Raw genomic sequence first — 23831 nt, 5'->3', positions numbered from 1 at the left:
TTTTTCCCTTTTATCCCGCGTTCATTATTTCTTTAGCGTAAATCCAAACTTATCCCAAGCTTGTAAATAATCTAATAAGAAGATTTCTTCCTCTATAATTCGGCCGACTACATTTGTTTTTCCTGTATTCACCATATCTTTTAAAGCAATTTGCAATTCACCTTTATATTGGCCATATTTCTCATTATCAATTAAAAGATCGCCACGCTTAATTTCACGCGTATTATGCGGTTTAAACTCTTCTTTTTTATATTTCACACGACTTTGTGTAGAACGAATCATATATTCAGATACATCCCCGCGATAAAAATGAGGTTCTTCTAATACGATAATTCTTTCTAAATCTGTTGTTGTATCGTATAGTTCTATATCAAATGTTTGTTTCTCTTTATTTAACGCACCTAGTGCTTGTAATTCTTCTTCTGAAGCATAAGCATTCGCAATAATAACATCATCAATTAATTCTGTTGCAAACAAATGCTTCGCCTGTGTTGTCATCGGTAATTCGCGATGCTGCTCTAACGTACATAACCCTTCTGTTACTGGCCAAGGTCCGTATGTTGCATCAAATGATGAAATAAAAGCAGCCGTTCTCATACCGTAATCTTTAAATTGTTTCGAGCATTTAATGAAATGATCGTATGATAATCCTGAATAACGATGTGGATAAAAATTATGGCAACCAATTAAATTTTCACGATTTGGTCTATGGCTCATAATGTTATCTACATATTTCGTACCGTTACTCATATTAATTTCAATTTTTAAGCCGTATGGATTGTAAGTCATAATCGATTCTTCTAAACCAGAAAATCCAACATCTAAACGGATACCGTACGCTCCTAACTCATGGAAGAACGATAAATCATTATATGAAATACCTAATTGTGTAAAGACAGACGGACTAATATCAACTAATACTTGGAACCCTAATGCATTTGCATGAGAGATCGTTTCTTTAAACTCTTCTATAATTTTCTCTTTTTCGCCATCTACAGATAATAAACATGTGAATACACGTGTAAATCCGTATTTACTCGCTAATGTTACATACTCTTTATCTTTCTCTACTGTCGAATGTTCTGGATAAATAGAAATACCTAATCGTCTCATATGTACACGCCTCTTTCTTCATCATATTGTAAACCTTTTCAAATATACGTAGCGAAAAAGTATGTATCCCCTTTTCTTCCACTACAATTTGAATCCGCTTTCTTTAAAGAAAAAACAATTTCTATCATTCATAACAACTACTAGTCTATACATCTATACTTTACATCTTTTTTTCATAGTTGTGTAGTCTTTCCACAAATTTGTCAGTTTTTCACCTAAAAAATTGTTATCCGCTTTCAAGACACCTTCCTTGACTGTTATGTTGACCAATACATATACTCGAAAGAACAGAGATAAAGTGAAACTTTAATCAGTGCGGGGTTTTGTTCATCCCCCACTGATTATTAGCCTTCACCAATCGGGCGTTTACGGACAGCATGGCTCCCACCTAACTTCTTTGCTCCAACCAAATTTTGAGGTGAGAGTCTTACTGCCCGTTAACGCGGGAAAACTTTTATATAGGGGATGAATATATGGGAGAGGCAGTACTCGTAAAACGAGAACCGTTATGGACAAAAGAGTTTATTGCGCTAATTCTAGCAAACTTATGTATGTTTTTAGGATTTCAAATGTTAATTCCAACTTTACCTGTTTATGTGAAAGAAATTGGAGGCACAAGTTCAAATATCGGATTCGTTGTCGGCATGTTTACCGTTGCAGCACTTTTTATTAGGCCGCTAACTGGAAATGCCTTGCAGAAATTCAACAAAAAAATCATTTTAATGATCGGTACCGCTATTTGTTTACTCGCTATGGGCAGTTACCTTTTCGCTTCAACCGTTTTCCTATTGCTTGCCGTTCGAATTTTACACGGAGCTGGTTTTGGTATTACAACGACTACATACGGAACTGTCGTTTCAGATTTAATTCCGCAAGCTCGCCGCGGTGAAGGCATGGGATACTTCGGTCTTTCTGGAACTATTGCCATGGCGCTCGGTCCGCTTATTGGACTTTGGCTTATGCAAGCATATAACTTCACGATTCTTTTTTTATGTGCACTTTCATGCACAATAGTTTCATTAATATTAACGAAACTACTTCAAATCAAAAAATCGCCGCAACCACCACAGCAAACATCTGGTACCTTTCTCGATGGATTTATTGAGCGTAAAGCTTTACTTCCTTCATTATTAATATTATGTATTACATTAATGTACGGGGGAATTGGGAGCTTTATCACATTATTTGCTACAGAAGTCGGGATTGCTGATATCAGTCTCTTCTTTTTATTTAACGCACTTGCAATCGCTGTAACTCGTCCGTTTTCTGGAAGATTATATGATACGAAAGGCCATACATTCGTCATCATTCCAGGAGTTATTATTACGTTTACAGGTATTATCTTGCTGTCGTATACAACTACAATTCCGAGTTTAATTATTGCCGCAGCGTGCTACGGCAGTGGTTTCGGAGCAATTCAACCGGCACTACAAGCATGGATGATTGACCGAGTAGCACCGCACCGGAGAGGAGTAGCAACAGCAACATTCTTCTCAGCATTTGATCTTGGAATTGGTGCTGGAGCGATTATTTTTGGATTCATTGCACACTTTACCAACTATGCAACTGTATATCGATATTCCTCTTTATTACTTATTGCTTTCTTGTTCATTTATATTACAAGTATAAGAAAACAAAAGCATAGAGATAAAAATACAGAAAAAGCTGCTGGATAATTCAGTGGCTTTTTTCATCCCACAATAACCTCATACTAATCAATACACGTTAAACATTCCCCATTTTTCGATGGTATAAAACTACAGGCATTTCCCTACATATTTTTTTAACTTTCATCAAAAAATATACGATGAACTCGCAGACGCTTTTTTTCATATGTAATCGAAAAATATTATTCTAAAAAGTGTGACTCCTTTACAAAAATACCATTTACAAAAGTTGAAAACCAATTAAAACCAGGTGTTTCTTTAAAGATTTGTAAACTTTTTATCCCTTTGTAAATTTAGTGTAAATTTTACTGATAAACCGTTTACAGTGCCTCAAGGTTTAGTTAATAATTACATCGTACATGAAATTTAAGGAGTGGAATGCGTGGAATACAATATTCAAGATATGATCTTCCAGTTCATTGGTGGATTAGGTATTTTCTTATTCGGGATTAAATACATGGGCGATGGACTGCAACAAGCAGCTGGAGATCGTCTTCGCGATATTCTAGATCGTTTTACAACAAACCCTCTTATGGGTGTACTAGCAGGTATGTTAGTTACAGTATTAATTCAATCAAGTTCAGGAACAACCGCTTTAACAGTCGGACTTGTAAGTGCTGGATTTATGACATTAAGACAAGCAATCGGTGTTATTATGGGTGCGAACATCGGAACGACAGTTACTGCATTTATTATCGGGATTAAAATCGGAGAATACGCTCTCCCAGTTATGGCAGTTGGAGCAATCTTACTATTCTTCTTTAAAAATAAAAAAGTACAGTCTTTAGGTCAAGTCGTATTTGGGTTTGGTATGTTATTCTTCGGTTTAGAATTAATGAGCGCAGGTATGAAGCCTCTTCGTTCTTTAGAGTCATTCCAAGAATTAATGGTTAGCATGAGTGATAATCCAATTTTAGGAATTGTTGTTGGTACAGTCTTCACTTTAATTGTACAAAGTTCAAGTGCGACAATCGGTATTTTACAAGAACTATTCGGTCAAGGTGCTATTGATTTACAAGCTGCTCTTCCTGTATTGTTCGGTGATAACATCGGTACGACAATTACAGCCGTATTAGCAGCAATCGGTACTTCAATTGCAGCAAGACGTGCAGCATTAGTTCACGTTATCTTTAATATTATCGGTACCATTATCTTTACGATTATATTAATACCATTTACAAGTTTAATTCAATATTTCCAAACGTCATTAAACTTAAATCCAGAAATGACAATTGCATTTGCACACGGGACGTTTAACGTAACGAATACAATCATTCAGTTCCCATTCATTGCAGTATTAGCATGGATTGTAACAAAACTTATTCGTGGTGAAGATGCATCTATTAACTTCAAACCACAGCATTTAAATCCAATCTTTATTGAGCAATCTCCAGCGATTGCTTTAACAGAAGCTCAAAAAGAAATTATTCGTATGGCTGAGTTTTCATTAGATGGACTAAAAGAAGCTAATCAATTTTTAAATACACAAGACAAAAAACACGCTAACATGGCTACTCAATTAGAAGGAGCTATTAACAATTTAGATAAAAAAATTATCGAGTATTTAGTTTTACTATCAGAAAAACCACTTTCACCTACAGACTCTGAAAAACATTCAGTTTTAGCAGGTGTTGTTGGAGATATTGAACGTGTCGGTGATCATGTAGAAAACCTTGTAGAACTTGTAGATTTCCAAATTTCAAACCGCGTTTCACTATCAGATGAAGCACTAGCTGAATTAAATGAAATGCTTGAATTAACAATTTCAACATTACAAGATGCAATCAATGCTTTAACAAACTTCGATACTGAACTAGCACAAACGGTTATTGCAAAAGAACGTAAAATTGACCAAATGGAACGTGTTCTACGTAAACGTCACGTATTACGTCTGAACGAACGTAGCTGTTCAGGTGATGCAAGTATCATCTTCGTTGATATGGTAAGTAACTTAGAGCGTATCGGTGATCACGCTGTAAATATTGCTGATGGTGTTTTAGGCGAGCAAGGTAAACTAGCAGTAAAACAATCATTATAATTAGAAAAAGAGACGCTAATGTAAGCGTCTCTTTTTTCATTTCATCTTTACAACCGTTCTTCCTTTTAACTTTCCTTGCAGTATAAGTGTAAACTTCTCATCTAATTCTTTTAATGTACATTCTTCTGTATAAGATAATAGCTCTGAATTTTTCCACTCACCTGCTAGCAATGCCCACACTTCTCTTCTCGTATCTACTGGACATTGAACTGAATCTATTCCTAAAAGGCTAATCCCTCGTAATATGAATGGGTATACAGTTGTATTTAATTCGTGCCCTGCTACGTTCCCACACGTTGTTACACAGCCTCCATACTTAACTACCTTTAAAGAACTTTCTAACATGCTTCCGCCTACGGTATCGACAACCCCAGCGTATATTCCTTTAAGCATCGGTCTTCCTGATTCATCACTCAACTCCTCGCGGCGAATCATCTTTCTTGCACCTAAACGTAGCAGCATCTCTTTCTCTTCCATTTTCCCTGTTGCCCCTACTACGCTATATCCTAGCTTCCCTAAAATACTAACTGCTACACTGCCTACTCCGCCCGTAGCACCCGTTACTAAAACATCTCCCATACTAGGCGTAATTCCCGCTCTAATGAGCTTATATACCGATAAGGCAGCTGTAAAACCGGCTGTCCCGTACATCATACTTTCCTTCAAAGACATTTCTTTCGGTAAAGGAACAACCCAAGATGATAGCACGCGAATATATTCTCCGAAACCACCAGAAGTATTCATACCTAAATCATATCCAGTTACAATAACTTGATCGCCTTCCTGAAAGGCGTTATTTTCACTACTAACTACCTCCCCTGCTGCATCTATGCCAGGTGTATGAGGATATGTTCTCGTTACACCTTTATTACCAGTAGCTGAAAGGGCATCTTTATAATTTAATGAAGAATAATGAACACGTATTAATACGTCTCCTTCAGGTAAACCATTTACTTCTCTCTCAACAAGCTTTCTTTCAAATTGATTATTTTCCTTTTCTTTCACGACAATTGCTCGGAATGGTGTATAATTCATTACGCTCTCTCCTTCATCCGTAAAATCCTTCTTTATTATATAAGAAGTACATATACAGCTAATCACATCTTCTTGGCTATATTTCAACAAATCTTACTTCTCTATCACTTTCTCACATTACATATTTTCATTTCTACTAAAACAACTTATACTTATTCTACATCTCAAAAATAAAATATAGAAAATCTAACTTTTTATAAATAAATTGAATTTTTACGAAATGTAAATGATTTGTAATGTTTTTTTTCGCTAAATTTCATTATAATAAGTGGATATGAGTGTCGTATTTCAATCCAAATGAAGGAGTACAAGAAATGGAGCAAAACCCATCTTTACAAGAAAATACACGAACTAAACCGAAAAATAGTAAGAAAAAAACAAAAATTATTATAAGCGTTATTCTATTAGTTTTAATAATAGGTGGCGGTTATACATGGTTTTTAGTAAATAAAGCATCTTCTGCTGTTCGAAACGCCGCTCACGATTTAGCACGCGGTGATAAGTCTGATTTACGTGCTAAAGCTGTAAAACCTATTACAAATAACGTCTCTGTCTTAATAATGGGTGTTGATGAAAGCGATGTCCGTGGGAAAGAATATGGTGAAGCTATAAGAACGGATGCACTATTACTTGCAACGTTTAATAAAGATAGCAAAACTGTAAAGCTATTAAGTATTCCACGTGACACGTATACTTATATTCCAGTAGAAAAGAAAAAAGATAAAATTACACACGCTCATGCATTCGGTTCTACTAAAAACGGAAAAGATGGTGGACCACAAGCTAGTATTGATGCAGTTGAAAAATTAATGAATGTTCCCGTCGATTACTTTGTAAAATTCAACTTTAAATCATTCATGAAAATCGTTGATGATTTAGGCGGCATTGAAGTTGACGTACCAGTTGAGTTTACTGAACAAGATAGTAATGATAACGCCGAAGCAATTCACCTGAAAAAAGGTGTTCAAAAGTTAAATAGTGAAGAAGCTCTTGCTCTTGCTAGAACAAGGCACATTGATAGTGATGCGATGCGTGGACAACGTCAGCAACTTGTTATTGAATCAATTTTAAAGAAACTAACAAGCGCTGGATCCGTAACAAAAGTTGGAAACATCATTGATGATATTAACGGACAATTCGTTACAAACTTAACATTCGATGACATGCTTTCATTCTATAAATATGGATCGGATTCGGAAATTGAGAAATTACAACTTCAAGGTGAAGATTGTTACATGGCAAAAGGTGATGATACATGTAGTAAGTCAGCTGGTGGTGGTCGAACTTACTACTACAATCCAGATAAAAAAGAATTAGCTAATGTTACAAACGAACTTCGTAGTCACCTTGGACTACCTGCCTATACAAAATCTGATTCTGATTCGAAAAAAACAAGCTCAGAGAAAACAAAAGCATCTACGTCTGAAAATACGAGTGAACGCGAATCAAGTAACGATGAAACTCAAAATAAGAATAACAGTGAAGATACAGAAACATCGTCTAATGACAATGAATAAAGTGAAGCAGTGCTCTATGGAGGTAGAGCACTGCTTCTTTTTAATGCTTTCAAAATAAAAAATCAGAACTTTCCAACTATCTTTTTTAATATTTTTAAATTATAATAAATAGTAGTAATCTATTCCAATTATCAGGGGGCCCACGCATATGAAAGCTGCAGTAAAACATAACATTTCAGATTTTAAAGAGTACTTAAAATCAAACGATATATACATGGAAGAAAATATAGATGAAAATGATGGTTCGGTACATTTTTCAGTAGGATTAGAAACAGAAGCTGGCGCAAAAATTCAACTTATCGCTGCTTTCCAAAGCGAACATCCTGCTGTGGATATATACTGCTTCAATGTTGCTCTTGTACCTGATTCAACATCAACAAATGATATTTTACATGTCATCAATGAATTAAACACATCTTATCGATTTGCAAAATTCACGCTAAACAAACAAAATGCAATTGATATTTCAACATCTCTTGCATTCTCAGAACCAAACTTTAATCCCGCACTTGTCTTTGAACATACGAGAATGCTATATAAACTGGCAAACGATGAATATAAGAACTTAATGAAAGTTATTTGGGCGTAAATAAAAAGATGGTGCTACAAGAGCACCATCTTTTTATTTCGATATCATATCAACCCACATCTTTATCGCGGTTCCTACAATTAAAGTAGACAATACGTATTGCAAAACTTTTTGATTCACTCTCTTCCCTACTCTCACTCCAAGAGGAGCGGCAAATAAACTTGCTATCGCAACGATAAGAGCCGGAATAACAACTATTTGTCCAGTAATCACTTTCCCAGTAGTAATTCCTATCGAGGAAATAAAAGTAATAGCGATAGATGTTGCTATTGTTGTACGTATCGGTAGTTTTAAAACAACTAGCATAATCGGTACTAAAAGAAATGCACCACCAGCCCCAATAATGCCGGAAACACTTCCTACAATAAACGCTAGCAAACTAGCGAGCCACTTATTGTACGTAATTCCTTCTGTCCTCTTACGATTGCTTCGCTTCGGTATAAACATCATAATAGCCGCAATAGTAGCTAGTAATGTGTAAACAACGTTTACAGCATGCTCATTTAATAGATTCGCACTAAAGCTACCTACAAAGCTTCCTATTAATATACTAGCTCCCATATACACAACTAAAGTTTTATCCATATCGTTACTTTTCCTGTACGCCCACGCGCCTGCAAAAGTTGCAAAAAACACTTGAATCGCTGTAATACCACTCACTTCATGTGATGTATATCCAGCAAATCCTAGCAATACTGGAATGTATAAGATCATCGGATAATTAATAATTGCACCGCCAATCCCAACCATTCCTGAAATAAACGAGCCTATAAACCCAATAATAAAAAGTAGTACTGTTAAACTCATATTGTATCCCCCGCCTTCTAAAAAGAAGGTGATTTAAATAAATAAATTCACATTCCCATCCGAAGCATCTGCTAAATATGCACCTACTCCTGCAAACTCTACCCCTTCCATAATCTCTTCCTCTTTTAACCCTAATAAATCTACTGTCATTTGACAAGCTACAAGCTTAACTCCCTGTTCTTTCGCCATATCAATTAAATCTGGCAAAGGCATCGCATTATGCTTCTTCATAATGCCTTTAATCATCTTTGGCCCCATACCAGCAAAATTCATTTTTGATAATCCCATCTTATCAGCGCCGCGCGGCATCATTTTTCCAAACACTTTCTCTATAAACGTTTTCTTTACTTTCACATGCTCATCTTTCCTAAGGGCATTTAAACCCCAGAAAGTATGAAAAATAGTCACTTCATGATCGTACGCCGCTGAACCATTTGCAATAATATAAGCAGCCATTGCTTTATCATAATCTCCGCTAAATAAAACGATTGTTGTTTTCTTCTGTTGTTCCATGTTGTTCTCCTCCTAATTACCTATAGGGGTATTTTAAAATTTGTAAAAAGGCTCAAATCATCTAGCTACACCTAATGCTACTTTTCCCCTTACAAAACGTTCATACCGCCTGAAACATTTATAATGCGCTGAAATCCTAATTTCTTTAATACTTTTGCTGCTTGCTTACTTCTCATCCCACTCTGACAAATAACAATTACTTCCTTATTTTTATCTAACTGATTTACTTTACTAGCTAACTCATTTAGTGGGATATTCTGAAATCCTTTCATATGATTTCCTCTATATTCTCCAGCTGTACGAACATCGATAAATTGTTTTCCCTTTTTCCCCACTATACTCTTTAATTCTTTTCCATTTATATTTTGAGCACCTTTCACCGGTAAAAAACGTGAAATAACAAGCCATGCAGCAATTACAATGAAAAGCGTACTTAATATTGTATTCATAAAAACAACCTCTCCGCCTTTACAAAACTAGTTCTTCACTACGCCTTCTTAATCCAAAACTTCAACACATCGTCTTCTATATTATGCTTTACTATTTCATGACCGCCTGTTTTTGACCATGCTGGAATATCTTTTACTGATCCTTTATCCGTTACATGTACTTCTAACACTTCTCCAGATTGTAAAGCATCCATCGCTCTCTTCGTTCTTACAATCGGCATTGGACATGCTAAACCCTTCGCATCTAATACTTGTTTTACATTCATCATCTATTCCTCCAGTTTGTTATTTTATAATGAATCATGAACTGCACAACGATTTGGGCCAATCTCCATTTCACGCTCTTCTTCCACACTCGGATAAATCTTACCCATATTCGTTTGACGAATTTCTTCATAAGCATTCGGCTGAGGCGGTAAGTTCTCTGTCACAGTTTTACGAAACTCTCCCTCATCAACAATATTTAACCCTACATTCTCCTTAAATAAATCTTGTAAATGCGCACTCACAATGCCTCTGTCGTCCATTTCACTTATTTTTGAATAATGAGCCGGTAAAACAATTAAATCTTGAGACAGTTCCTTATAAAGTTTATATAACGTATTTCGTAAATCACTCACCCAATCTTCAGCCTTCCCAGCAAGATCTGGACGCCCGATTGAATCTACAAATAAAATATCGCCTGATAATAAATAGGAATCATCTACAATAAATGATGTACTTCCAATCGTATGCCCCGGTGAGTATAATGCGTCAATTTCAATTTTGGTACCCCCCACCGTAATAACAGATCCTTCGACAAGCGGTTTATATGAGAAAACGACTTCCTCCGCATCTTTTGGAGGTAACCAATACGTACCACCTACTTTTTCAGCTAACCTACGTCCTCCAGAAATATGGTCTGCATGTAAATGTGTATCCATGACATTCGTAATAGTAACACCATACTCTTCCGCAAAATCTTCATATGCTTCAACCGTTCTGACTGCATCAATAACTGCTGCTTCACCGTTTGAGACGATCATATAAGATAAACAGCCTTTTCCAAGACGGTTAAATTGATATACACTTCCTCCGCCCTGTACATCTCCTACTTTTAACGGCTTTACATATTCACTCCAAGCTTTCATACCACCAGCTAAATAATAAACATCATTGAATCCGGCATGTAACAATTGCTCTGCGACAAACTGCGAAGAACCTTCTTTCGCACATACGACTAAAATTTCTTTCTCCCTCGGCAATTCATCTACAATATGATCTACACCATCTAATAAGTCAAAATACGGTTTATTTATAGAAGAAACTTGTTTCCCTTCAATTTTCCAATCTTCATAGTCCGTTTCATTCCGAACGTCTAAAATAAACAACTCTCCGAATAAAACTTTCTCGGCGACCTCTTTTGCTTGTAATATCTTAACACTCATCCAATTACCCCCATAGGTATGTTTTTATTTAAAAAATTTTATTTCCCCACATTCCCTTGCCACTCTAACATACCTGGAATGACATTCTTCACATTTGAATAACCTTTCTCTTTCAACATTTGGCACGCTATATCACTACGGTTACCAGTTCGGCAAACAACATAAATTAACTTTACATGATCTAACCTAGCACTATCTATTTCACCTAATGGAACCAAAATGGCAGATGGAATATGACCAAAGGCAAATTCCGCCGCTTCACGAACATCTAATACAGTACACTCTTCACCACTTAATAATAGATCTTGCAATTCCGCATTCGTAATTGTATGAGGATACTTCACAACTTCATTTACTTCATGTTCGTGTGCTTTTCTTACATAATGCTTTAATATATCTCCCTCTTGTTTCGTTCCAATATATTGATGCCCTACTTTATTTGACCAACTTTGAATATCTAGCGTAGAACCTTTATCTGTCGCCTCTATTTCAATAACTTGCCCTGATGCCAATCCTTCCATCGCCTTTTTTGTCTTCACAATTGGCATCGGGCAGGCCAAGCCTTTACAGTCTAAACTCGTATCAACTTTTATACTCATAATCATTTCCTCCCTAATTATTATACGTATACCTGTAGGGGTATAATGAAATATTTTTGAAAATCTGTCAACACATACGTTTGACAGATTATCTGCTTTTTACAAGTAATTGAACAGCTTCTTTGATTAACTCTTCATTTGAGCCATTACCTGTCTCAAACTGCTCACGTAAACATTGCTCTAAATTTGTTCCAACAACGAGTCCAATTGTACGATCAAGTGCAGAACGGGATGCAGTTAACTGTGTAATAACATCTCGGCAATCTTTTCCCTCTTCCATCATGCGAAGCACACCACGAACTTGACCTTCAATACGTTTCAATCTATTTTTCATATCTTGATTATATTCCACTGTAGACCACCTCCGTAATTATAACTATATTATACATTACTTTGTAACTTTGTATAATATCATATACCCTTTAGGGTATATTGTAAAGTTTTTAATTTTAAGCCTATAATTTATACTTTCTAACCAGATAAAAATAGACCGAATCAACCATATGGCGGGTTTCGGCCTATCCTTATTCATTAATTTACGTTAATCGTTATTAATTCAGCTATATTTCTATCATTAATCACAATCGCCTTTTTCTCATTATTCGGCAGTAAAATTATATACTTCCCTTTTCTGGGAGTCTTCCAAATGAATTTTCCTTCTTGATTAGTCTTCCCTATCGAAATTACGATTTCTTTGCTAGGCCCAGGTGATTCATCTTTTATAAGCATAATTTCAAAATCTTTTATCGGTTGTTTCTCTTTATTCTGAACATAGAAAGTTATAGGATTACCAACCTTACTAGCATTCTCCTCATTATTTGCTATACAACTAGACATCAAGATTATGACCAATATACAAAACAAAATCCCAATATACTTACTATATTTATTCAGACCATTTTTTAATATTATTAAAAACATCGTCTGTTATCCGATTTCCAGCTGTAAGCACTGTATCTTTACTAATTAGTGCTCCTGTACACCCATAAATTTCTCCATTATTATACTGAGTTGCTACATGGACTATAGCGCTATACGGATATGAAGTTGTATCATTGACCCGTATTCGATCATCTATTCCTATAACAGAATAGGTAAGAATATTAGGTGAATAATTTAACTTAGTATTTTCCAATAAATATCCCCAATCTTCCCTACCATGTTTACGCCCTTCAAACGAAGGCGAAACAAGATCTTCTCCTCTTAGATCATTACTATACAAAGATTGTTCTTGAAAAAGTACTCTTTCTCCCTCATTCGAAACTGATGTCCAAGGTACATCTTCTGCATATACCTTCTGATTCACCCAAAATACCATATAAAAAAAGATAAAGAGAACACCAAAACTGTAAAGAGCCAATCTACATCTTATAGAAATAAAGCTATACACTTTAACTTACCTCCTATATAAATGATAGCGAACAATTGAGGATCCCCTTTATAAATTCTAATTTTTCTTTTCTTAAAAGTCAATATAATTAATAATGATTATCATTATTAATTATATTAACTTAACAAAACAATGAAATTATTTACATTCTTTACTTTGAGTTAAAAAAGCTTAGTTCTTCCAAGGATTCGGCTGTAAAGAAAAGGAGTTAGGTGGGAGATCAACTTCCCGTAAATGCCCAATTGGTGATGGCTAATACTCGGCGGGGGATACTATGACTAATACAATATATCTACTACAAAAAATTCATTTCATTTACGAAAGAAAGAATCAACCGTTTTATTATCCTACCTCCTATAATCTCTTTGTAAAACTATAATCCATCTCTCCACCTAAAGCTTCAGCTGTATCACCAGTTTCTCTAAAATCATGTGTATAAATTTGCTCAAATGAACCAAAATCTACTTGTTTATAAAATTCATAACAAGGGAATCCATCATGCTCTCCTTGAATATCGATACTACCATCCTTTTTAACACATACAGTTAATAAATAATCCACAGGAGGTGCATATATATTTAATGGATTACTTGCACTGGCACTCATTTTGAATTGGACACCATCAGAATTCCATGCAATATGAGTACACACAATATTTTCAGTACTCGCTTTTCCTGTTCTTTTATTCACAGAACCATCTGGATTTGTAATCTTCTCTGTCGTAATACCCGTGTTTGCATATGAAAACACTTCTTCTTTATAAAAATCTACTACTACCTCTTGCTCAACTCTAGAGCGCATAGTATTTACCGCACGTGGTGTAAATTCACGTGAATCACCTTCGAATTGGATTACTCTTCCTGTTTGTACATCCTTACTCGGTTCCGTCCAAGACATTGGAATAAATACACTGGCTCTAATTTTAAAGATATTCGTCATAAGAAACACCCCTGTAATTCTAATTTTATATACTGCATACTATTGAATAAAATAGACCACAATTTCAATCCTAGAACCAATAGCTTTCTCTTTTACGTTTGCTACTTCCTTCTAAAAAATAGCGCTATATTTATATCTAGATTTTCGTTTTAAAGCTATATTCCATTTCTCCAGCTAGTGCTGCTGGGGTATCATCCGTTTTCCTGAAATCATGTGTATATATTAATTCAAATGAACCAAAGTCGATTTGTTTATAAAATTCATAGCAAGGAAAACCATCCTGTAAACCTTCAACATGCACAGTACCACTATCATTAACTCGTATAGTCAAAAAATAATCAGCTGCAGGTGCTGCCGCGTTTAACGGATTACTTGCACTTGCTCTCATTTCAAATGAAACTTCATCTTCACTCCATACAATATTTGTACATGCAATGTTTTCTGTACTTGTTTCTCCTTTTTGATACTCAATTGAGCCATCTGGATTTGTAATTTTCACAGTAACGATACAAGCATCTGCATATGTGAAAATTTCTCTTTTATAAAAATCAACAACCACTTCTTGTTCTAATCTTGAACGCTTTGTGTTCACAGCGTATGGTGTAAATTCACGTGCATCTCCGGCATATTCAAACACTCTTCCCATCGCAGGATCCTGAATAGGTTTCAGCAAAGCATACGGTGCAAATACACTCCCTCTAATTTTAACGATATTAACCATGTGAAACCTCCATAATTCATTGATTTTATTTAGATAAATCATTATTTGTTCTATTACCATTATATAGTCAATTTGATTGACTATACCCTGTATAGTACAATAGATTCTACTTATAGTCAATTTAATTGACTATAAGCAAGGAGGTTATATACATGACTCATCAAACACTTAACGAACTAGATCTTACTTCACTTTTATCACTATCCTTCAGTACATTAATTACTGAACTACACGACAAATTAAGTGAATTGGGATTTGAAGATATTAGGCCAGCGCATGGTTTTATGTTCAAACGCATCCTTCCTAATGGAGCAACCGGTATAGAACTAGCTGAATCTTTAGGGGTTTCAAAACAAGCCATAAGTAAAATGGTAGATTCTCTTGAGAACAGTGGTTATGTCACGCGCCAAACGCATCCTACTGATAAAAGAGGTAAAATTGTTGTTTTAACCGAGCGTGGTTTAGCAGTAATGAAAGCAAAAGAAGAAATAGTAGCTGAAATAGAACAACGATGGATTGCAAACATAGGTGCAGAACGAATGCAAATGCTTAAAGAGGATTTAACAACATTCGTTACTAAAGAAAATACAGGAAAATTATCACCGAGCATACGACCTGTTTGGTAAACAAAAACTCCATATAAAAAACGAATCCATTTTGATTATTCTTTTTCAAAATGGATTCGTTTTTTACAGCTTTATTAAAATCATTGATTCCTTTAAATTTTGTTTTAAATATATGGGATACCCATATTTTATACATTATATAATTCCGTAACTCTCTGCACGATCAGCTCTGCCGTATTCTCCTCTGGCGGCATCAACAAATTTGTAACCGGCCCATACACAACAGGATTTAATTCCACTTCATACCCACCATATGCATACTCCTCTTTTGTCGGTAAGTAACCAATATATCCACTCGTATAGCCACCAAAGAAAGCTAGTTCATTTTGAACACTCTCTTTCATTTCTAAAGCGGTTTCTGAAAAAGGTTCCATCGGTATTCCAGAGAATATCCCATCATTAATTTGAAACAATTGAATTTCTAAATCAATACTTACTTGCTGAATGTTTCTCCTATGCTTTTCTAAAACGATAGTAAGCCATTCTTCAGTATTCACACCCCACTGCTTCTCAGCTAATTGGGCCATTCTTTTTATCTCTTCAATTTCTGGAATATCCTTTAATTTCATTTGCATCGTACTCGAAATAGTTCTTAGATTTACAATTGGTCTATATGTAACTGTTGGTAATATCGTTAACACATGTCCACTGAGTACGTAAGCCATTTGTTTTAATGCTTCCTGTGAACCACGATACTTCGCATTCACATTTCCAGTGGCACCTTGAACAATAATAACAGGACAGTTTACTATTTTCTCCAGAATCTCTCGCGTCATTCCAGGATAATCTGCTGATAATACATCGCTATCCCCTTTTAAAACATTCGGATGAGCAGTACAAAATACAATGACCCCAGCTAACTCCTTTGACTCAGCATTTCTCATTGCTAAAACACCAATTCTTTTATCTACAATACCCTCTATATTTATGCCCATCTTTGCTTTTCCATCAGGTGTCCTCTCTCTTCGGTTTACTCCAATATCACCTGTCGTAACATCCCACCCAACTTCACATGACCGCATATTATTATTCGCAGTAATAGCACCCTGCACTACATTATTTAGTAAAATCGTTTTATACGACTTTATTAAAGGATGATCACCGACTGTTTCCGGACCAGAATGAGTATGTGTATAAACGACAGTTATTTGCTCAAATGGTACATGAAGCTCACTAGCTACTCGTTCACGAATAATATTCGTATCTTCTACTAACATTCCAATGTTATCAATACTTATAAATACAGTCTTCACTTCATCTTTTTCAAATACAAAGATTGTCCCGTAAATGTGCTCTTCAATATTATTAATTCCTGTATCTCTATGGTATCCAATAAAATCAATACCTAAAGGCGGCGTAATATCCACCTGACATACCCCTACTTTGCTCACTTGAATCGCTCCATTTCTATATGTAACTCCCTTTCTTCAAGAATAGCATATTTACCATTTTCAAAATAAAAAGAACGGACAAGAAATTCTATGTCCGTTCTTTTCATCACACATACTTCCGATGCACCATCTTCCCATCATAAGAAAACACAACGCCCTTACTCTCCACCATCGACTCCATATGCACTGTTCTTCCCCATAGCTGATGAAGATACGGTAATACTTTTTCTAAGTATTTTAAATCTAACTCAATTCCTTCATAGCTATGTTTAATGTACAATTCCCCATTCTTTAAGTAGTCTCCATCTTCTACTACTAAGTACGGGAAACCTCCATTTGTGCGCATATTTACGAGTTGATCGCGTACATGCTCCCATTCTTTATCAATTACTTTATATTCTTTTCCTTGGCGCTGGAATAAGTACATATCTTCTCTCATTACAAGTTTTTTATTTAAATAGTTTCTTAGGAACGATACATCCCATTCAATTTCCCGTACTTCAAAGATTTTGTCACGACCAGAACCAGGTTTCACACCGCGTCGTTTCATTTCTTCTGTCGGGTTGTTATAGCGCTCTTCAATATCTTCGAACATTTTAATACCGAGGTAGTATGGATTAATACTTGTTTTTGATGGCTGTACGACACCTGCATTTAATTTCGCAAATTCAATTGCTTCACCAGATGTTAAATCCATTTCACGAAGTATGCGTTGATGCCAGAAGGAAGCCCAACCTTCATTCATAATCTTCGTTTCAAGCTGTGGCCAGAAGTATAACATTTCTTCACGCATCATCGTTAATATGTCGCGCTGCCACTCTTCTAGCTCACGGCCATATTCTTCAATAAAGAGGAGTAAATCTTTTTCTGGCTGCGGTGGGATTTTCTTCTTTTTATGCAGATTAGGTCGTTCTCTCTTTTTGTTTCGATCATCTAAATTCCATAAATCATCGTACTGTGATATCTTTTTCTTTTCTACATCCTCTTCTAAATCTTCAATACTCCATGCAAGTTTCGGACGCATAAGCGATGGATCAATATGTTCTTGAATGGCAAGTACGGCATCTAAAAATGTTTCTACCTCTTCTCTTCCATACTTATGTTCATACGCCTTCACACGATCTGCTGTCGCTGCCATACTCTCCACCATATCGCGTTTCGTATTAGAAAAACGAATATTATTTTTGAAGAAATCACAATGTGCTAAAACGTGCGCCACGATTAATTTATTTTGAATTAAAGAATTCGTATCTAATAAAAAGGCGTAACATGGATTAGAGTTAATAACGAGTTCATAAATTTTACTAAGTCCTAAATCGTATTGTAATTTCATTCTGAAAAATTGCTTTCCAAAACTCCAATGCGAAAACCTCGTCGGCATCCCATATGCACCAAATGTATAGATAATTTCCGCTGGACATACTTCATAGCGCATCGGATAAAAATCAAGACCAAATCCAGTCGCAATTTCCGTAATTTCAGCAATCGCATATTGTAGTGCTTTATCATCACTTGCTCTCATTATTTTCCCTCCTTACACTTTCCCTTAAGAAAGTGTATGATGAGGAACAAGCTTTCATGAGGATTGATTGCATAATAAAAAGACACCCTCTAAAAAAACGAGAATGCCTCTTTCTAATTAACCTTCAATGATCTCCATCTTCTCCGTAATCGGTGTACGAGCTTTTCCTTCTGGTGCTTTATCGAAATAGCCGATATGAAGAATTCCAATGATGCGCTGGCCTCGTGTTAAACCGATTCCTTCTATAAATAGTGGATTGTAGTTTAATCCACCTGATTTCCAAACGCACCCTAAGCCGCGTTCCCAAGCAAGTAATTGGAAGTTTTGCATAAATGCACATGTTGCAGCGTAATCTTCGTCACGTTGAATTTGACGCGGATCTTCATTAATGTAAACAACGATTTGTGCAGGTGTGCTTAAGAAACGATCAGATAAAATTTTGCCGCGTTTCGCTCTTTCTTCTTCTGTGAAAGAGTTTAGTACTGCGTCCACTAATTTCTGACGGCCTTCTCCAATGTATAATTTACAATTCCATGGTTCACGGTGTTTATGATTCGGTGCCCATGTTGCGTCGTTTAATAGTTCAATTAATAGCTCTTTTTCTACTGCTTTATCTGTAAATGTACGAACAGAACGTCTTTCTTTAATAACGTTTGCGATGGAAGTATATGTAGTCATATTTTTCTCTCCCTTATTTTTATCTATATGTATAAATCCGTCATTGATATTGATTTTCAATTTCGATTATAACCTAGTTTTTCACTATTAATCAATGTTTTATGTTGGAAAACCATGAAAAACTTCTTTTTATACTGTGAATAAAAAAACTTAACTTGTTCACAAGTTTTTCACATTTTATGGAAATGATATGTGTAAGTTTTCCACATTATCCATCTAGGAGGAGTTTATATGTACAAGAAAATCGCAGTAAGTATGACTATGGCAGCATTATTGTGCGGGATATCTGTCTTTCCTGCTTCCGCTGCCACGCCAAAAGAAGTAACAATGCACCATCATAAGCCTATTTCAGAAGAAGAAATGCAGTCGCTCGAAAAACTCGGCTATAATAAACATGAAATTTGGAAAGCTGCCCACATTGCAAGAATAAGTAAAAAAGAAATTAAGGACGTTTTAGCTTACTATAAGCAAAATAAATCTTGGGAGAAAACAGCCGAGCATTTCGGTGTAGACCCAAGTAAATTGAAAAAGCATCATATGAATAAAGAAACGAAAAAAGCACTACTGCAAAAATTAGCAAATATGCAAAAGTCCACACCAGATGGACTGAAACAAAAAATGAAAGAATATAACATCGGCTTACGCCAACTTACCGTGTTAACAATCATCTCTCAAAAAAGTAATACCCCTCTTGACGATGTACTAAAAATGAAAAAAGATGGGATGGATATTAAACAAATTGCGGAAAAATTAAATGTTAAAAAAGAAGATATACGGGCAGAAATGATTAAATTAGTGAAGTCTATTAAAGAAAAGAAAACAAATTAGCCTGTCAAAAAGGAAGAGATATTCAATACTCTTCCTTTTCTTTATCCCGCTATTTGTGGGTAGTAAAACTCCCACCTCAAAATTCGGCTGGAGCAAAGAAGTTAGGTGGGAGTCGTGCTGCCCGTAAAATCCAGATTATTAGCCTTCACTTTATGAACTTTCAATTTTCAAGTATAAATTCCCGTCTTTCCCAAAAACTAACACAAGTAAATGATGTGTGTAAGGGGTGAGGAAATGTTCCGTGTATCATCTAAAAAGAAGAAAAAAGCACTCTGTTCTATTCCGGAGTTTATCCACACTATGAAAGAATCCAGTGATTTCGTGTCTTATAACGTAGTAGACGATGGAACATTGTGTTTGTTTTATTATAAATCTACAGCTGAATCACTCCTCATTAATCGATTCATTTTAACACCTATTAAAAGAGAATTAGATCACATTGAAAATATAAGTGATATAGCAAATATCGTAACACTCGAGGACATCATCACCGCCCCTTCTATTGATGATATTCGTGAAAAATTATTAAGTGGGTATGTACTTATTCAGCTAAAAAATGATTCTCACTCAGCAGAATATGCACTTATTCGTGCTGAAAGTTCGGTTTTAGGTACACGGTTATATAACGATACAGAGAATGAATATAGTGTCATCGGTCCAAAAGTAGGCTTCGTTGAGAATATCGATACAAATATACACTTACTTCGGCGAAATATCGTAACAGAACAATTAGTTTTCAAAGAAGTTATAGTTGGTTCTATATCAAAAACAAAGGTCGTAGTTGCTTACATCGAAGGCATTACAAATGATCAGCACGTCAATACTGCAATGCAGCGCCTACAAGGCATTGACTTTGATGTTCCTTTCGATGCGACTATGATCGAACAATTTATTAGCGATAATAGTAACTCTCCCTTCCCTGTTTTACTACCTACAGAGCGCTTAGATCGTTCTGTTTATGCACTCATTAATGGCGGTGTTGTCATTTTAACAGATGGTTCACCCTATGCATTAGCTGGACCGGCGACATTACTCGATTTCTTCGTATCTCCAGAAGATTATTATTTACCATGGATAGCAGGCTCCTTTCTTCGAATGGTTCGCTTTTTCGGAGCAGCATTCTCGCTATTTTCATCAGCTATTTATACAGCTGTATTAACGTATCACTATCAAATGATTCCTGCGGATTTACTAGGTCCGATTATTTTTTCAAGAGCTAATGTACCCTTTCCGCCCATTTTAGAAGCACTTTTTTTAGAAATCACAATCGAATTGCTCCGTGAAGCTGGAGCACGATTACCTACAAAAGTTGGACAAACAATCGGCATCGTTGGCGGGATTGTAATTGGCCAAGCATCTGTTCAGGCTGCTTTAACGAGTACCATTTTATTAATTGCAGTTGCTTTATCAGCACTCGCTTCTTTTACAACACCAACTGTAAAAATGTCTTCTACTATCCGGATACTACGATTTCCACTTATTCTTTTAGCTGGTGCATTTGGGGGCTTAGGTCTCATTGTAGGATTCGTACTCATATTAGCTCATTTAATTCGCTTAAAATCACTTGGATCACCTTATTTATTACCTCTATATCCATTTCGCGGTTTAGGAACGGCAGAAGGTCTCTTTCGCTTGCCATTTAGTCAAACTGCAGGACGTGCCTCTTTTCTAAGACCAAAAAAGAAATGGCGCTATGATCCAAACAAAGCGAAAGAAAAACATGATGGTGAAGAGAAATGAAAAATACTTTATTATGCTTTTCCATTATCATTTTAATTTTCCAATCCGGCTGTACACAACCGAATATAGTAGACACACAGCGAATGATTCATATAGGTGGATTTGATATAACGAAAGATAAAAAATTTCGCGGGACAATCTTATATCCCGATTACACAAAAGGCGTTCAATCAAAACCAGAAACTCAGTCAACTACCGCAGATACAATTGAAACAATTTCTTCACTTCTAAACGCCAAATCACCACATACGATCGCTGTAGGTCAAATGCGTGTTGTCCTATTTGGAAAATCATTTGGTGAACGTGGAATTGGGGATGTTATTAACAACTTACAACGTGATCCTAATATTGGCCGAGATGTGCAACTAGCGCTTGTAGATGGTTCAACAGAAGAATTACTTAAACATGTCAAAACGAATGGATCGCTATATCTATCTGATTTACTGGAGCAAAATATAGAAACCGAGACAATCCCTCGGACAGCTTTAAATATTTTTTTATATAACTTTTATTCATCTGGATGCGATCCATTTCTTCCTTATATTAAAGTTGATGAAGACAAGTCTGCTTCCATTAAAGGAATTGCTTTTTTAAAAAAGGATAAAGTGGTTATGTACACAGATAAAAAAGGATCTTTTTTATTAAAACTACTCATTAATCCAACTAAAAATGGTCGTTACGAAGTTCCGATACGTCAAGGTAAGCATAAAGGATTGATCGCTACTCAAAACTTATCCGGGAAAAGTTTTTGTTCTCTTTCCCAAAACGGTGACATTCCGAAAGTTAACATCCACTTAAAGTTAAACGGACTTATAAAAAATGCTCCCGACTGGCTCGATTTAGCAAAGCACGAAAATATAACTTACGTAAAAAAACATGTAGAAAAAACGCTTGAGAAGCATTTAAACGAATTAATAAAACAATTCCAAGAAAAAGAAATCGATCCGATAGGTATACAAGAAGAAATTCGTAGTCATTCAAGAAAATGGACTATAAAACAAATTCAAGAAATGTACCCTAATGTAGACGTTGCTGTTCATGTGCAAATCAATGTCGTGCAATCTGGTATCGGAGAATAGTGAGGTGCTGTAATGGCTGGACAAGATAAAACACATACTGTTTCCCCTTATTTCACATTTCTTCTATTACACTCCCTTCAAATTGGAGTAGGTGTGTTAGGATACCAAAGGATTATTGCGCAATATGCCGGTTATGATTCTTGGATTTCTCTTATTGTTGCGGGCATTGCAACTCATATCGTGCTATTTTGCATGCTTAAAATGTTAGAAAAAGATAATGATTTAATGAATATTCATACGACATGTTTCGGAAAGTGGATTGGAACATTTTTGTCCGTATGCTTTGCTGCATACCTTCTATTATTTTGCCTTACTGTCCTTCGTACATATATTGAAGTCATTCAAGTTTGGGTCTTCCCTACAATTAAACCGTGGAAATTAACTTTATTATTTTTACTTGTGACTTACTACGTAATTAAAGGTGGTTTTCGCTCTGTAACAGGAATATGTTTTTGGGGCGTCGTAATACCGATTTTCGTCCTATTTTTCTTAGTTTTCCCAATGAAATACGCGCATGTCCGTAACATTCTCCCAATTCTAACTCATTCACCTTTAGAAATTCTAACTGCAGCGAAATCATCTGCATTAGAATTTCTTGGATTTGAAGCAATTCTTGTTTTTTATCCATTTATAAAAAAAGAAAAATCATTAAATAAATGGGCGCACGGTGGTATTGCTTTTACAACAATTCTATACGTAATACTAGCCATTGTTTCCCTTATGTACTATAGCCAAGGACAACTACATCATACAATTTGGCCAACATTAACAATGCTAAAAATCATAAAGATTCCTTTTATCCAAAGGTTTGAGTACATCATTATTTTCATGTGGTATCTTATTATTTTACCTAATCTTTGTTTAACAATTTGGTCTTCTTGTTGCATTAGTAAAAGGTCTTTTCACGTACCATTTAAAATTACACTTCCATTTTTTATTGCAGCTATATTTATTTCATCCTTATTTTTCACAAACCGTGAAAGTATCAATACATTAAATACAGTACTGTCTCAAGCTGGTTTATATATTGTATACGCTTATATCCCAATTTTATTTCTATTCCATTCACTACGATGGCGCTTCAAAAATCAGTCGAAAAAATCTTCACCCGACACACCATGATATTTGATACAATTTGATTAATACATTTGTAAAGGGGACAA

24 protein-coding genes and 1 pseudogene are annotated in these 23831 nt (G+C 35.5%); 9 read left to right on the top strand and 16 right to left on the bottom strand.

The genetic code is table 11. From position 1 onward, the window contains the following. Positions 1–24 precede the first annotated feature (24 nt). Positions 25–1113: a DUF871 domain-containing protein gene (locus ABH957_RS24100; RefSeq protein ID WP_113768969.1), complete on the bottom strand. Its 1089-nt coding sequence runs from the start codon at positions 1111–1113 to the stop codon at positions 25–27. 473 nt (positions 1114–1586) lie between these two features. On the opposite strand from ABH957_RS24100, the gene ABH957_RS24095 reads away from it, so the two are divergent. Then, positions 1587–2789 (top strand): MFS transporter, encoded by a 1203-nt coding sequence (locus ABH957_RS24095; RefSeq protein WP_201051277.1) that lies wholly within the window; start codon positions 1587–1589, stop codon positions 2787–2789. A gap of 373 nt (positions 2790–3162) precedes the next feature. Further along, positions 3163–4818 carry a Na/Pi cotransporter family protein gene (locus tag ABH957_RS24090; RefSeq protein WP_404446091.1) on the top strand — a complete coding sequence of 552 codons (1656 nt, stop codon included), beginning with the start codon at positions 3163–3165 and terminating at the stop codon, positions 4816–4818. Positions 4819–4854: 36 nt separating this feature from the next. Here ABH957_RS24090 and ABH957_RS24085 read toward each other — a convergent pair whose 3' ends face one another. Further along, complete coding sequence (locus ABH957_RS24085; protein WP_404512362.1) at positions 4855–5853, bottom strand: YhdH/YhfP family quinone oxidoreductase; 999 nt, start codon at positions 5851–5853, stop codon at positions 4855–4857. A gap of 314 nt (positions 5854–6167) precedes the next feature. Between ABH957_RS24085 and ABH957_RS24080 the strand changes: the two genes are divergently transcribed. Both ABH957_RS24080 and ABH957_RS24075 read left to right on the top strand, forming a co-directional pair. Then, positions 6168–7370, top strand: a complete 1203-nt coding sequence (locus tag ABH957_RS24080; protein ID WP_404455439.1) for an LCP family protein — start codon at positions 6168–6170, stop codon at positions 7368–7370. 148 nt (positions 7371–7518) lie between these two features. Further along, positions 7519–7959, top strand: a complete 441-nt coding sequence (locus tag ABH957_RS24075; protein ID WP_002029912.1) for a hypothetical protein — start codon at positions 7519–7521, stop codon at positions 7957–7959. A gap of 33 nt (positions 7960–7992) precedes the next feature. On the opposite strand, the gene ABH957_RS24070 is transcribed toward ABH957_RS24075, so the two are convergent. From ABH957_RS24070 to ABH957_RS24020, 11 genes and pseudogenes are all read right to left on the bottom strand, one after another. Beyond that, positions 7993–8766, bottom strand: a complete 774-nt coding sequence (locus ABH957_RS24070) for a sulfite exporter TauE/SafE family protein (RefSeq protein ID WP_002186718.1) — start codon at positions 8764–8766, stop codon at positions 7993–7995. A gap of 33 nt (positions 8767–8799) precedes the next feature. After that, a complete protein-coding gene (locus ABH957_RS24065; RefSeq protein ID WP_404512360.1) occupies positions 8800–9279 on the bottom strand; it encodes a DsrE/DsrF/DrsH-like family protein in 480 nt (159 codons plus the stop codon). Between the two features lie 89 nt (positions 9280–9368). Then, positions 9369–9728, bottom strand: coding sequence for a rhodanese-like domain-containing protein (locus ABH957_RS24060; RefSeq protein WP_404512358.1), 360 nt, complete (start codon positions 9726–9728; stop codon positions 9369–9371). A 38-nt stretch (positions 9729–9766) separates the two neighbouring features. Then, positions 9767–9997 (bottom strand): sulfurtransferase TusA family protein, encoded by a 231-nt coding sequence (locus tag ABH957_RS24055; RefSeq protein ID WP_002134528.1) that lies wholly within the window; start codon positions 9995–9997, stop codon positions 9767–9769. Positions 9998–10018: 21 nt separating this feature from the next. Continuing rightward, complete coding sequence (locus tag ABH957_RS24050; protein WP_404446075.1) at positions 10019–11155, bottom strand: MBL fold metallo-hydrolase; 1137 nt, start codon at positions 11153–11155, stop codon at positions 10019–10021. Positions 11156–11193: 38 nt separating this feature from the next. Next, positions 11194–11754, bottom strand: a complete 561-nt coding sequence (locus tag ABH957_RS24045; RefSeq protein ID WP_404512356.1) for a sulfurtransferase TusA family protein — start codon at positions 11752–11754, stop codon at positions 11194–11196. Between the two features lie 88 nt (positions 11755–11842). Continuing rightward, positions 11843–12106: a metal-sensitive transcriptional regulator gene (locus tag ABH957_RS24040; RefSeq protein WP_000456201.1), complete on the bottom strand. Its 264-nt coding sequence runs from the start codon at positions 12104–12106 to the stop codon at positions 11843–11845. Between the two features lie 179 nt (positions 12107–12285). After that, positions 12286–12675, bottom strand: coding sequence for a DUF2606 family protein (locus tag ABH957_RS24035; protein ID WP_219917220.1), 390 nt, complete (start codon positions 12673–12675; stop codon positions 12286–12288). A 7-nt stretch (positions 12676–12682) separates the two neighbouring features. Beyond that, a pseudogene (locus ABH957_RS24030) lies at positions 12683–13144 on the bottom strand (DUF2606 family protein); the annotation flags it as partial. Positions 13145–13498: 354 nt separating this feature from the next. Next, a complete protein-coding gene (locus ABH957_RS24025) occupies positions 13499–14083 on the bottom strand; it encodes a DUF3238 domain-containing protein (protein WP_404512354.1) in 585 nt (194 codons plus the stop codon). A gap of 136 nt (positions 14084–14219) precedes the next feature. Continuing rightward, positions 14220–14804 carry a DUF3238 domain-containing protein gene (locus tag ABH957_RS24020; protein WP_404512352.1) on the bottom strand — a complete coding sequence of 195 codons (585 nt, stop codon included), beginning with the start codon at positions 14802–14804 and terminating at the stop codon, positions 14220–14222. Between the two features lie 152 nt (positions 14805–14956). Between ABH957_RS24020 and ABH957_RS24015 the strand changes: the two genes are divergently transcribed. Further along, entirely contained in the window at positions 14957–15430 is a 474-nt protein-coding gene (locus ABH957_RS24015) for a MarR family winged helix-turn-helix transcriptional regulator (protein ID WP_404512350.1), read from the top strand. A gap of 128 nt (positions 15431–15558) precedes the next feature. Here the strand turns inward: ABH957_RS24015 and ABH957_RS24010 are convergent, their stop codons facing one another. The 3 genes from ABH957_RS24010 to ABH957_RS24000 form a co-directional block, all read right to left on the bottom strand. Further along, positions 15559–16821, bottom strand: coding sequence for a neutral/alkaline non-lysosomal ceramidase N-terminal domain-containing protein (locus tag ABH957_RS24010; protein WP_404512348.1), 1263 nt, complete (start codon positions 16819–16821; stop codon positions 15559–15561). 106 nt (positions 16822–16927) lie between these two features. Continuing rightward, positions 16928–18343, bottom strand: a complete 1416-nt coding sequence (gene spoVR / locus ABH957_RS24005; RefSeq protein ID WP_404512346.1) for a stage V sporulation protein SpoVR — start codon at positions 18341–18343, stop codon at positions 16928–16930. 117 nt (positions 18344–18460) lie between these two features. Beyond that, a complete protein-coding gene (locus tag ABH957_RS24000) occupies positions 18461–19021 on the bottom strand; it encodes a nitroreductase family protein (protein WP_002087479.1) in 561 nt (186 codons plus the stop codon). A gap of 231 nt (positions 19022–19252) precedes the next feature. Between ABH957_RS24000 and ABH957_RS23995 the strand changes: the two genes are divergently transcribed. From ABH957_RS23995 to ABH957_RS23980, 4 genes are all read left to right on the top strand, one after another. After that, positions 19253–19849 (top strand): hypothetical protein, encoded by a 597-nt coding sequence (locus ABH957_RS23995; RefSeq protein WP_002087481.1) that lies wholly within the window; start codon positions 19253–19255, stop codon positions 19847–19849. Positions 19850–20083: 234 nt separating this feature from the next. After that, the gene (locus tag ABH957_RS23990) at positions 20084–21589 is read left to right on the top strand and encodes a spore germination protein (protein WP_404455424.1); all 1506 of its coding nucleotides are present in this window, start codon (positions 20084–20086) and stop codon (positions 21587–21589) included. Beyond that, positions 21586–22668 carry a spore germination protein GerYC gene (gene gerYC / locus ABH957_RS23985; RefSeq protein WP_002140451.1) on the top strand — a complete coding sequence of 361 codons (1083 nt, stop codon included), beginning with the start codon at positions 21586–21588 and terminating at the stop codon, positions 22666–22668. Before ABH957_RS23990 ends, gerYC begins: the two co-directional genes overlap by 4 nt. A gap of 12 nt (positions 22669–22680) precedes the next feature. Further along, complete coding sequence (locus ABH957_RS23980; protein ID WP_002029888.1) at positions 22681–23790, top strand: GerAB/ArcD/ProY family transporter; 1110 nt, start codon at positions 22681–22683, stop codon at positions 23788–23790. Positions 23791–23831: the final 41 nt, after the last annotated feature.

Source organism: Bacillus sp. RC242 (genome assembly GCF_044908245.1).
Lineage (GTDB): Bacteria > Bacillota > Bacilli > Bacillales > Bacillaceae_G > Bacillus_A > Bacillus_A mycoides.
The sequence above is the reverse complement of the archived record's forward strand: the minus strand, read 5'-3'. Positions and strand labels throughout refer to the sequence as shown.